Origin of the sequence: Blautia sp. MSK20_18 (genome assembly GCF_020553125.1) — a bacterium.
GTDB classification, from domain to species: Bacteria; Bacillota; Clostridia; order Lachnospirales; family Lachnospiraceae; genus Blautia_A; species Blautia_A fusiformis.
On record NZ_JAJCGR010000003.1, the window covers coordinates 79,773 to 92,198 of the forward strand.

The window sequence follows — 12,426 nt, forward strand, 5'->3', positions numbered from 1 at the left end:
ACACTTTTACTCGGCTCCTCTTTTAAAATGGCCTTTTGTATACCTGCGTCCGGAAGGTTTTCCGTTTTCCTGATAAACCGTCCGGAATTCTTTCAAGATCGCTTTTGCTTTCTCTGGCTCTTCGATCGTAAATGCCAGTCGCAAAGAGTGAAGGTTCAGTTTTTTTACCTGATCTTTTTCACCCGGAAGTCCGTAAGGAATGCTATTATAAATGATATTATAACAGTATTTTGCTTTTTCGGAGATGTTTTTTCCCCATGGATCACAGCTACATTTTACCGGAAATTCACTGTTATAGCGGTCTTTCAGATAAGCCGTCTCATATTTTCCTGTACATCCGAAAAGATTCTTCCTTACACACTGCGCGGAAAGCATCAGTGGGATATAACCATATAAAAGCAGCTCCGAAGAAGTATTATCTCTGTGTCTCAGTTCACCCTCATTCAACTCAAGGGGGACTGTATTTCGAAGAACTCCCTCTTCCCGCCAGAAATCAACACTCTGATCATTCCAGGTATACATGGATGCATCCAGGATACATTTTTCGCCATATCCCATTTTTTTCAGTACGGCGTAAGATTCCAGGTTTCTTACCAGAAAACCCTTCATACCCTGCTCCAACCATTTTTGAGCTGATCGAAGCCACTTTTCGGGGATTTCTCCGCGATGGATATGTGGAGTAGAAAGATATAATTCACTGCTTGCAGCAAGTTCCGGTGAAAAATATTTTTCCATAGTATCAAAAGGAAAATAAAAACCTGTAATCCCCGGTTCGTTCAAAAGTACTTCCGCAGTATCCGAACGTTCACAGGATACATACACAGGCAGGCTGTCTGTTACCCTTCTGTGGCAGGCAGCCTGATCCTTAGATTTCGTCGGCTGCTTCGTAACCTGTGCTCTCTTCTGACATCCGATCAGTGCTTCTCGCAGCTGACTCAGAGCATCTCTTCGTACTTCATTGAGAACTTTAACCGGAACAAAAATCCTTCCATTTATTTCAATGTTCAGATCCTCCCACTGAAAATCTGTATTTCCCAGTTTCTCCATCTGCTGACGGATCCTCTGTTCTTCCATTGGCTGATTTTTAGCAAACTGTACCTCACCGCCCATAGCAGTTACTGTCTGGCCCTTGCAGGTTATTTCCAGTATAACAGGACTTTCAGGAGAAAGTATTAAATTCCCATGAATTTTTTCTTTTATTTTTCTGATCTCCGGCTGGATATTACCGGATTTTTTTTCATTGGCAAAAGCCATCATTTCCGGCCCGCGATACATATCATAGTATCCTTTGCAGGATCCTCCACGACTGAAAAGCTCAAGAAGATACTTCCGGTCTTTTTCCTGAACATGATATTCTTTTCCACTTAAATACATATCCAGATATTTTCGATATACTGCCGTGACGCCCGCTGTGTACGCCGGCTGTTTCATACGCCCTTCGATCTTCAGAGACATAACACCCGCCCCCAGGATATCCGGAAGAATATCCAGAGTGCAGATATCTTTCAGGCTTAATGCACAAAAATCCTTGTCTCCTTTATATTTTCTGTGATCCATGGTTACACTGTAAGGAAGCCTGCATGGCTGTGCACAGCGGCCACGGTTTCCGCTTCTTCCACCGAAAATACTGCTCATCAGACACTGGCCGGAATAGCTGTAACAGAGAGCTCCATGGATAAAAGTCTCTATTTCCAGAGGACTTGCCTTATGCATGGCAGATATCTCTTCCAGGGAAAGCTCTCTGGCCGGAACCACACGAGTTGCTCCCTTTTCCTCCAGAAACCGCATTCCCTCCGGTCCGGTTACTGTCATCTGTGTGCTTGCGTGAATATCCAGATCCGGAAAATTCCGGCGTATAAAAGAAAATACTCCCAGATCCTGTACGATCACCGCATCCAGCCCTGCCTCATAATACGGAAGCAGATATTCAAACAACTGATCATCCAGTTCACGGTTCTTCAAAAGTGTATTCACAGTAAGATATAATTTACGGTTATGGATATGTGCGGTCTCAATGGCAGTGATCAGCTCTTCCTGGGTGAAGTTCTGCGCATAAGCTCTTGCTCCAAAAGCCGGTCCCCCTACATATACCGCATCAGCCCCGGCACCAATAGCTGCCTCAAAGCTTTCATAAGAACCTGCCGGCGAGAGCAGTTCTGTTATCATATTTTTCAAAGTATTCCCTCATCTCCCATCTGTTAATCAATCCGATGACCATAAAACAAAAGAGGATTACCGAAGCAATCCCCCCTCCTTATTTAAGCAGTTCATCAAGTTCTTTCTCCAGCTCCTTCACCTTACCGTCCAGAAGATTCTTCTGTTCCTGAGCTTCCTGTTCTGCCTTCTTCGCCTCTTCAATCTGCATTTTCAAAGAGATCAGTTCATGTTTCAGATCATACATCTCCTGGTCTTTCTGCTGCAGATCCTGTTCAAAAATCTCCGCCTGTTTTTTTGCCTTAAAATAATCATCTGTAATATTCAGACTGAGCAGTGTATGCTTGGTCTCCATGGCCTGTCTGGAGTATCCCGGCATCTGACTCAGCTCACTGATCTTATTATTCATATAGGCTGCAACCTTCTGAAAATATTCCTCGGACTCATACCCGCCCAGAGTAATGATCTTTCCATCGATAACAACCTGTGCTGTATTCTTTACCGCCATTCGTAAAGCCTCCTGAATTTATCTGTTACTGGTAATTTCCTCAATAACATTCCTCTGCATTACCGGTCTTACAACCCGCAATTTCTTTTATTATAACTGATTCCCGCAAAAATGTATAGAAGTTTTTCTATTATTTTGTCGATAAATCAGGACGAGGATATCCAAGATGGGTATATGCCAGCACGGAAGCCATTCTTCCACGTGGAGTTCTGTTAAGGAAACCTGTCTGCAAAAGATAGGGTTCATACACGTCTTCCAGTGTTCCGGAGTCTTCTCCGATTGATGCGGCAAGTGTTTCAAGCCCCACTGGTCCGCCCTGAAAATTCAGGATCAAGGTCTGGAGAATGCGGCGGTCTGTTTTATCAAGGCCATACTGATCTACTTCCAGAAGATCCAATGCGAAGCAGGCAACATCGTAGGTGATCACACCATTATACTTCACCTGGGCGAAATCACGTACTCTCTTCAGAAGACGGTTGGCCAGACGGGGGGTTCCTCTGGAACGCTTGGCGATCTCGGCAGCTCCATTGGGTTCGATTTCCACGCCAAGCACCTGAGCGGAACGGAGAATGATCGTCGTCAGTTCTTTTTTATCATAAAACTCCAGTCTCTGTGTTACGCCAAAACGATCACGAAGCGGCGCGGAAAGAAGACCTGCCCTCGTTGTTGCACCTACCAATGTAAACTTCGGAAGATCCAGACGAATGGAACGGGCGGATGCTCCCTTGCCGATCATGATATCGATAGCAAAATCTTCCATTGCCGGGTAAAGAACCTCTTCTACCTGTCGATTCAGTCTGTGTATCTCATCTACAAACAGCACATCTCCTTCCTGAAGGTTGTTCAGGATCGCAGCCATTTCGCCTGGCTTTTCAATCGCAGGACCTGATGTTACCTTCATATGTGTTCCCATCTCATTGGCAATGATCGCGGAAAGTGTAGTCTTTCCCAGCCCCGGAGGTCCATAAAACAGCACATGATCCAGTGAATCATGGCGCTGCTTTGCTGCTTCGATATAAATCTTCAGGGTATCTTTTGTTTTCTGTTGACCAATATATTCATCCAGACTCTGAGGCCTTAAATTTCCCTCCAGGGAAAAATCCTCTTCTGTAACATCTGTTGTAATGATCCTGTTATCCATTTACTATGCTCCGTTCTATTTCATTTCAGTGCGAGCATGTTTGCTCTTACTCACGGCGTTAAAAATTTTTCAGTGCAGCCCGAAGAATTGCTTCTACATCATCTGCCGGCACATCTGCCGGTACCTTTCGTACTGCACGAAGGGCATCTGCAGAACTGTATCCTAATGCGACAAGCGCCTCCACCGCTTCCTGACGACTATCCCTCAGATCAGATGCTCCCTCAGCTGCTTCTTCCTGCTGATGCGCCAGTTTCATCTCAAAAGCATCTTCCAGCTTCAGCTTGTCTTTCAGCTCCAGGATCATTTTTTGGGCTGTCTTTTTCCCGATTCCAGGGGCCTTGGAGATTGTTTTTACATCATCGGAAAGCACTGCAAAACGAAGCTCGTCTGCACTGATCCCGGAAAGGATACCCAGAGCGCCTTTAGGTCCGACTCCGTTGACACCGATCAGAAGCTTGAACATGCCAAGATCATCCTTCGAAAAAAAACCATATAGCTGCAGAATATCCTCCCGCACATAGAGAAAGGTATGGATCTTCTTTTCATCGCCTATCCGTGCTTTCCCAAGATCCTGTCCTGTCATATAAATCTCATAACCAATTCCGCCATTTTCCACAACCAGACAATTTTCACCGATATCTGCTACGGTACCTTTTACAAAAGAAATCAAATCTCAAGGCTCCTTCCCTGAAACAGCTGAACATCTGTTTCCCATATGAACGCAATAGTAACATAATTTTCAAAAAAAATCAACCCGGAATACAATCTCCGGGTTGATCCTGTATACAAGCCTGTGATTCCTCTCGCTGTTTTCTATCACTGATTAAGGAAATCCTGATCCTCAAAATAATTGATCCGCATAGAAGAACGGACATCATGAAGCGTTGCGGCAGCTTTTTCTCTGGCAACCTCTGTACCGGCTTTCAGGATATCAAACACATCTTCGGTTCGCTGCTCCCACATTTTCCTTCTTTCACGGATCGGTCCAAGCTCTGCCTGCATAACATTATTCAGGAACTTCTTGACTTTCACATCACCAAGGCCACCTCTCTGATAGTGAGCCTTAAGTTCATCCAGATTCTGATACTCTGGCAGAAATTCAGCAAAATGTTCCGGGCGGCTGAAGGCATCCAGATAGATAAATACCGGATTTCCCTCTACACGACCAGGATCCTGAACACGAAGATGGTTCGGATCTGTGAACATGGACATGATCTTTTTCTTCACAACATCTTCTTCATCAGACAGATAGATGCAGTTTCCGAGAGATTTACTCATCTTAGCCTTTCCGTCAATTCCCGGAAGACGTAAGCATGCTTTATTGGAAGAAAGAACAATTTCCGGATCTGTCAGCGTATCACCGTAAACGGTATTGAATTTATGGACGATCTCCTTGCACTGCTCAAGCATCGGAAGCTGATCTTCACCTACCGGTACATGTGTTGCACGGAAAGCAGTAATATCAGCAGCCTGACTGATCGGATAGCAGAAAAAGCCTACCGGGATGCTGGCTTCAAAATTACGCATCTTAATCTCGGATTTAACGGTAGGATTACGCTGTACTCGTGCTACCGTAACCAGATTCATATAATAAAAGGTAAGTTCTGTCAGCTCCGGAACCATGGACTGGATAAAAATATTGGATTTCTCCGGATCAAGCCCGCATGCCAGATAGTCCAGAGCAACCTGAAGAATGTTATGGCGTACTTTCTCCGGATGCTCTGCATTATCTGTAAGTGCCTGGGCATCTGCGATCATAATATAAATCTCATCATATAAGCCGGAATTCTGCAGCTTCACACGCTCTGCCAGAGATCCAACATAATGACCTACATGAAGGCGCCCCGTCGGGCGGTCGCCAGTTAAAATAATCTTACTCATGAATTTCGTTCTCCTTGAAGTATACTGAATATTTATATCCTATTATAGCCCCTTGAAATTCACCGGTCAAATATTTTTAACCGGAAACTGCAATTTTTCATTGAAATATAACCAAAAGCTTGTACGTATTTATTTATGCATTATCGGGCACAACATGCTTTATTCCAAAAAAGAACTGCCACGTCACTCGGAAAACTTCCGTGACAGGCAGTCCTTTTTGTTTTACAGAATCACATGTCTTGGGCAAACTTCCTTACATTTACCGCAGCCTGTACACTTATTGTAATCGATGTGTGCACAGAAATCGGTAACTATGATCGCCTCGGACGGACAATTCTTCTCACATTTTTTACAGCCGATACAGCCAAGCTCGCAGGCAGTTGTAACTGCCTTACCTTTTGCGTGGGAGCTGCAGGCTACACGTGTCTGTTTGTCATATGGTACCAGCTCGATCAGGTGACGCGGACATTTGGCAACACATTTGCCACAGGCTTTACATGCTTCCTGATCTACGACCGCAATACCATTCACTATATGGATCGCATCAAATGGACATGCCTTTACACAGCTTCCGAAGCCCATACATCCAAATGTACAGTTTTTTGCACCGCTGCCAGGGATGAAAGCCATCATCTCGCAGTCTTCCACACCTGTGTACTCATATTTCACAGTCGTCTTATCACAGGTTCCCGCACATTTTACAAAAGCAACCTGACGTGCGGTTTCTTTTACTTCCTGTCCCATGATCGCGCCAATCTTGGCTGCAACAGGAGCACCGCCAACCGGACACTGATCTACAGGAGCTTCTCCCTTTGCAATTGCGGCAGCGAGTCCGGAACATCCCGGATATCCACAACCACCACAGTTATTTCCTGGAAGAACGCCGAGAATGGCTTCTTCCTTTTCATCTACCTTAACGGTTAATTTCTTGTCTGCAAGTCCGAGGAAGATACCAATGAATAAACCAGTACCGCCGACAATGACTGCAGCCATAATAATTCCTGTTATACTCATGCTCTTCTTCCTCCTATACGATTCCGGAGAATCCAAAGAATGCAATAGCCATCAGTGCTGCCGTAAGCAGAACGATCGGCATACCCTGGAAGGATTCCGGAATATCGTTGTATTCCATTTTTTCACGGATTCCCGCAAGTAATACAATTGCGATCAGGTAACCTACACCTGTGGCAAATCCGTTGACAACACTTTCAAGAATGCTGTATTCATATTTAACGTTGTTCAGTGCTACACCAAGAACTGCACAGTTTGTTGTGATCAGAGGAAGGTATACACCAAGTGCCTTGTAAAGGGATGGTACAAATTTCTTGAGAAACATTTCTACGATCTGTACCAGTGCCGCGATAACCAGGATAAATACGATCGTTTTCAGATACTCAAAATGGGTCGGTACCAGGATGAATTTATAAAGCAGTCCTGCAACAAAAGATGCAATAGTAATAACAAACACAACTGCACCACCCATGCCGGCTGCGGTTTCTGTTTTCTTGGAAACTCCAAGGAAAGAACAGATTCCCAGGAACTGACTCAATACAACGTTACTGCAAAGCGCAGAACCAATTGCGATCAACATCAAGCTTGCCATTTTCTATTCCCCCTTTTTATTCTTTGTCGGAAGGACATCCGCCGCAGGTCGCACAATTGGAGCCACAGCCGGACTGGATCTTGGAAACATCTTTGCCCTTCTTTGCCATGTTGATCTTTACTTTGTTCTGGATTGCTGCAAGTCCGGCAAGAACCAGAAATGCTCCAGGTGCAAGGATAAAGATAGTGATCGGGGTATAGCCGGCAGCACCGGTAGCTGCATCAGCAACCGGAATGATCTGTGTTCCGAAAGCCTTTCCGGAACCAAGGATCTCTCTTACAAGACCAATGGCAACCAGGCCCACTGTAAAGCCAAGACCCATTCCAAGTCCGTCAAAGATAGACGGAAGGACAGGGTTCTTGGAAGCATAACTCTCTGCACGTCCCAGAATGATACAGTTAACAACGATCAGTGGAATGTAAATTCCAAGTGACTCATAAAGAGAAGGAGTAAAGCCTTCCATCAGAAACTGTACGATAGTTACAAAAGATGCTACAACTACGATAAAGGCCGGCATTCTGACGGAGTCCGGAATAACCTTACGCAGCATGGAGATGAGCATGTTTGACATAACCAGAACTACGGTTGTGGAAAGTCCCATACCAATACCATTGATCGCAGAAGTCGTTACCGCAAGGGTAGGACACATACCAAGCATCAGGACAAAAATCGGATTTTCGGTTATAATGCCGTTTTTTAATCTTTCACCACAATTATTCATATTCAACTACCCTCCTAAAATGCGTTTTTGCAATAGCCGATAGCTGTATTGACTGCACCGGTAAAAGCTCTGGATGTGATGGTCGCACCACTGATAGCATCAATAGGCTCACCTTCGCCGCCGTCCTTGGATACATAGAATTTATCGGTATTCTTTCCAACATACTGTTCCTGGAACTTCGCTTCTGTAGCACGCATTCCAAGTCCGGCAGTCTCACTGATGGAAAGAATGGAAACGCCGCTGACGGTACCGTCTTTTGTTACACCAACTGTGATCTGGATATCACCGCCGTAACCCTCTTTATCGGTTACAGTTACCACATAGCCTTCATCTGCTGCTTCACAGACTTCATCTACGATTGCTTTGATTCCAAGATCTGAAGCTGTTTTATCTGCTGCTTCCTTGTCTACATCTACAGCTTTAAAATCTTCCAGGCTTACATCACTGAATACAGTCTGCCATGCTTCTTTTTTTGCCTGTTCCTCGGTTCTTGCAATGGGTTCTTTGGTAACTTCGTAAACCAGTCCAAGGCCAAGGCCGGCAACTACTGTAATGATCGTAAGGATCAATGTATTTCTGATAATCTTACCCATTATTTCTTGCCTCCTTTTCCAAAAGCAACCGGTTTTGTTACTTTTTCAATAAGCGGAACCAGAAGATTGCAGAAAATGATCGCATAGGAAACGCCCTCTGCGGAACCACCAAAGAGACGGAATACCGCTGTCACGATACCGAGGCAGCAGCCATATACCAGCTGACCTTTCGGAGTGATCGGAGTCGTCACATAATCGGTTGCCATAAACCAGGCACCAAGCATCAGACCGCCTCCAAAGATATGACTGAAAAGATAGTTTACATCAAAGCCTTTGCCTGTTCCCAACATATAGAAAATGACAAATACTGCAAAACTTCCAATATATGTAAGAGGTACCTTCAGATCGATGATCTTAAATGCGAGAAGGATCACTGCACCGATGAGGATCGCCAGGGCAGAAGTCTCACCGATGGTACCCTGGATATTACCAAGGAAGAGATTCTTTACAGGAATAGAAGTCCCCTCAATGAATCCCTGGCTTTTAAGCGCTGCCAGAGGTGTTGCCTGTGTAACCGCATCTACAACAGCATGGGAGCTTTTGGAAACTGCAAAGTTGGTCATTTTTCCGGCAAAAGAGATCATAAGGAAACATCTTCCTGCAAGAGCCGGGTTCATAAAGTTCTGTCCAAGTCCACCGAACAGCTGTTTTACAACAATGATCGCAAAAGCACTGCCAAGGATCGGCATCCAGATCGGGATCTGGGGCGGCATGTTCAGTGCAAGCAGAAGTCCTGTTACAACTGCACTGAAATCAGTAGTTGTATTCTTTTTATGCATCAGTCGGTCATACAGCCATTCAAAAAACACACTGGATGCAACCGTCGCCAGCACTACAAGGAGTGCATGCACTCCAAAGTTCCAGATACCGAAAAGTGTTGTCGGCAGAAGTGCGATTACTACCAGCTGCATAATACGGCTGGTGGTCATTTTATCCCTGATATGGGGATTAGATGATACGTTATACATTTGTTCCATTGTTATTCCTCCCCCTATTTCTTTTTCTTGCGCTCTGCAAGAACCATTTTTCTCATAGATTTAATACTCTGAGTCAGAGGTCGTTTGGCCGGACAGATGTAACTGCAGCAGCCGCACTCGCAGCATTCCATACCATCCATTTTTTCGAAGCCTGCCATATCACCGTGTTCTGCAAGAGTTGCAAGACGGGCCGGAACCACATGGCCCGGACAGACGCTTACACAACGTCCGCAATTGATACATGCAGTCTGGATCTGCTTCGCCTCGGAAACTGCGTCACGCTCCAGGAAAAGCAGGGAAGAAGTTGTCTTCGTACATGGAATATGAAGATCATACAGCGCAAATCCCATCATCGGTCCGCCGGAGATTGCTTTTGCAATCTTTTCCTTCAGTCCGCCTGCAGCATCTACCAGTTCAGACAGATCTGTTCCTGTAAGAACGGAAAAGTTCTTCGGTGTACGGATACCATCTCCGGTAACCGTTACATTACGGCTGATAACCGGCTGTCCAAGGATCACTGCCTTATAAACAGAAGTGACGGTCTCTACGTTATCAACCACGCATCCTACGTCTGCCGGAAGCATGGTGGAATTGATCTCTCTGCCTGTTACCGCATAGATCAGTGTACGCTCACCACCCTGAGGGTATTTGGTCTTAAGCTCTTTTACTTCCATACGCTCTTTGCCTTTGATGGCTTCTTTCATCCTGGCAATACAATCCGGTTTGTTGTCCTCGATACAGATACATCCCACTGCCTTCGGGAAAGCTTTCAGGATTACTTCCAGACCACCAACAATGCTTTCCGGTTCTTCCATCATCCTTCGGTAGTCACTGGTGATATAAGGCTCACATTCCGCACCGTTGACCAGGATATGATCGATCTTGTCGGGTTCCTTTGGTGAAAGCTTTACATGTGTCGGGAAACCTGCACCACCCTGACCAACAACTCCGCCTTCCTGAATCCTTTTCAGGATATCCTCCTTGGAAAGATCCGAAAGCTTTGCAGGTGCATATTCCACAGATTCGTACAGACCGTCATTCTCAATGATGATCGCATCACCCATGGCGCCTACTGCGGTCAGACGTTTCTCGATTCCCTTTACGGTTCCTGATACAGACGAGTGTATCGGTGCGGAAACAAATCCTCCTGCTTCTGCGATTTTCTGTCCTGCAAGCACATGATCACCTTTTTTTACGATCGGCTTGGCCGGAGCTCCGATGTGCTGAGAAACAAGAATTGCCAGATCTCCCTTCGGCAGATACTTCTCGACAGGACAGTTTTTTGACAAATCTTTGCCGTCATAAGGATGGATACCACCCCTGAAGGTTAAAAATGCCATAGATCTCATCTCCTCCTTTATTTTTGCAAGTACATGTACATGGTATTTCTGCGTTGCGCATATACTCTTTTTTAAAGTTGATTCTGTGTTTCTGATTTTCCTTTTCTTATTTCATCCAAGACAAACAAGATCTATTTCGCTCCCATAAATCATTTCGCGAAACATTACCAGCGAACAGTAACAAAGTAGCTTCTGCTTTGAGCAGGATATGTATGAAAGATTGAATCCAGACACGATCCTGTGATATACTTCAGTAGAAGATATTCACCAGCTCATAAAAAGCTGTAAATGAATAACTAATTTATGAAGCGATAATAGTCATTTTTTCACTGTCAATCCCTACATAAATCCAGTACCATTTCCTGTTTTTTATCATCAACTCTACTAATAACTATAACTCATTTCACATTAAATTGCACTATTGAAAAGCAATTTTTTTGTGTATAATCAGATACAATCCATAAAGGAGAAAATTAACATGATCGTTAAAAAAATGCCGATTTTACAAGGGTTTCCAGACTTTAAGACTGTTAAAAAATTGACTAAAAATCATGGATTTTCAGAGCGTTTTGTACCGCTTTTCTATGATATTGAAACTACAGGACTATCACGAAATTCCACTTTTCTGTATCTGATCGGTGCTGTAGCCTACGAAGAAAACAACTGGCAGATGTACCAGTGGATGATTGAAAACGAAGAGGAAGAACCTGAACTTCTGAAAACATTTTCTGAATTCCTTCAGAATTTTTCATGTACGATCCAATATAACGGTGACAGCTTTGACCAGCCTTATCTGGATGCACGATATCAGGTCCACGGACTCTCTTCCCCTTTTGCGGAGCTACCTTCTCTGGACCTTTACCGGGAACTAAAGCCGCTCAAGGGACTTCTAAAGCTTTCACGGATGAATCAGCCTTCTATGGAATCATTTCTCGGTATCACTGAACGGAACTACTGTGATGGAGGTGCCTGCATCCGTCTTTACAAACAATTCGCTTCCGGAAAGAAACCGGAAGCGGCAGAGATCGTTATGGGACACAATCAGGAAGATCTTCTGGGACTTGGAAAAATTTTCTCCATGCTATCCTATCTTGCTCTTTTCAATGAAGATTACGAAGCACTAAATTGTGAAATTCAAAACGATCAATTGGCCTTTACCATTAAAACTAATTACGATCTGCCTGTTAAATTTTCAAATCATAGTGAAGAATTCTACATAATCGGACAGAATAACCGTGTCCGTCTTCTTGTAAAGTCTCAAAATGGACGTTTAAAGCAATACTACTCCAATTATAAGGATTACGATTACATCCCTTCCGAAGACACTGCAATACCCAAAACCTTAAGTGCCTGCATGGATAAAAAGCTCCGAAGACCTGCCAAAAGGGAAACCTGTTACACCTGGTTCCCTGTAACAGAAGCTTTTCTGCATGATCCTTTAAAACAGAAAACCTATCTGAAACACTGCCTGCCATATTATCTTTCTGTTCTTAAATAATATCTCTGTT

General features: G+C 44.3%; 12 protein-coding genes. 1 reads left to right on the plus strand and 11 read right to left on the minus strand.

What is annotated here, in order from left to right; translation table 11 throughout:
* Positions 1-6: 6 nt before the first annotated feature.
* The 11 genes from LI091_RS02940 to rsxC form a co-directional block, all read right to left on the minus strand.
* Entirely contained in the window at positions 7-2,166 is a 2,160-nt protein-coding gene (locus LI091_RS02940) for a peptidase U32 family protein (protein ID WP_265190830.1), read from the minus strand.
* 88 nt (positions 2,167-2,254) lie between these two features.
* Entirely contained in the window at positions 2,255-2,662 is a 408-nt protein-coding gene (locus tag LI091_RS02945; RefSeq protein ID WP_015524889.1) for a cell division protein ZapA, read from the minus strand.
* A 130-nt stretch (positions 2,663-2,792) separates the two neighbouring features.
* Entirely contained in the window at positions 2,793-3,803 is a 1,011-nt protein-coding gene (gene ruvB, locus LI091_RS02950) for a Holliday junction branch migration DNA helicase RuvB (protein WP_092070622.1), read from the minus strand.
* Between the two features lie 58 nt (positions 3,804-3,861).
* Positions 3,862-4,473: a Holliday junction branch migration protein RuvA gene (ruvA, locus tag LI091_RS02955; RefSeq protein WP_178528957.1), complete on the minus strand. Its 612-nt coding sequence runs from the start codon at positions 4,471-4,473 to the stop codon at positions 3,862-3,864.
* Between the two features lie 146 nt (positions 4,474-4,619).
* Positions 4,620-5,684 carry a tryptophan--tRNA ligase gene (trpS, locus tag LI091_RS02960; RefSeq protein ID WP_015524886.1) on the minus strand — a complete coding sequence of 355 codons (1,065 nt, stop codon included), beginning with the start codon at positions 5,682-5,684 and terminating at the stop codon, positions 4,620-4,622.
* A 222-nt stretch (positions 5,685-5,906) separates the two neighbouring features.
* A complete protein-coding gene (locus LI091_RS02965) occupies positions 5,907-6,698 on the minus strand; it encodes an RnfABCDGE type electron transport complex subunit B (RefSeq protein WP_015524885.1) in 792 nt (263 codons plus the stop codon).
* Positions 6,699-6,711: 13 nt separating this feature from the next.
* Entirely contained in the window at positions 6,712-7,287 is a 576-nt protein-coding gene (locus tag LI091_RS02970; RefSeq protein ID WP_015524884.1) for an electron transport complex protein RnfA, read from the minus strand.
* 16 nt (positions 7,288-7,303) lie between these two features.
* Positions 7,304-8,008, minus strand: coding sequence for an electron transport complex subunit RsxE (gene rsxE, locus LI091_RS02975; RefSeq protein WP_265190774.1), 705 nt, complete (start codon positions 8,006-8,008; stop codon positions 7,304-7,306).
* 14 nt (positions 8,009-8,022) lie between these two features.
* Entirely contained in the window at positions 8,023-8,601 is a 579-nt protein-coding gene (locus LI091_RS02980) for an RnfABCDGE type electron transport complex subunit G (protein WP_147602992.1), read from the minus strand.
* Positions 8,601-9,578 carry an RnfABCDGE type electron transport complex subunit D gene (locus LI091_RS02985; RefSeq protein WP_021650508.1) on the minus strand — a complete coding sequence of 326 codons (978 nt, stop codon included), beginning with the start codon at positions 9,576-9,578 and terminating at the stop codon, positions 8,601-8,603. Before LI091_RS02985 ends, LI091_RS02980 begins: the two co-directional genes overlap by 1 nt.
* A 14-nt stretch (positions 9,579-9,592) precedes the next feature.
* A complete protein-coding gene (gene rsxC / locus LI091_RS02990; RefSeq protein ID WP_021650509.1) occupies positions 9,593-10,918 on the minus strand; it encodes an electron transport complex subunit RsxC in 1,326 nt (441 codons plus the stop codon).
* A 478-nt stretch (positions 10,919-11,396) separates the two neighbouring features.
* On the opposite strand from rsxC, the gene LI091_RS02995 reads away from it, so the two are divergent.
* Entirely contained in the window at positions 11,397-12,416 is a 1,020-nt protein-coding gene (locus LI091_RS02995) for a ribonuclease H-like domain-containing protein (protein ID WP_265190775.1), read from the plus strand.
* The last annotated feature ends 10 nt before the right edge of the window (positions 12,417-12,426 follow it).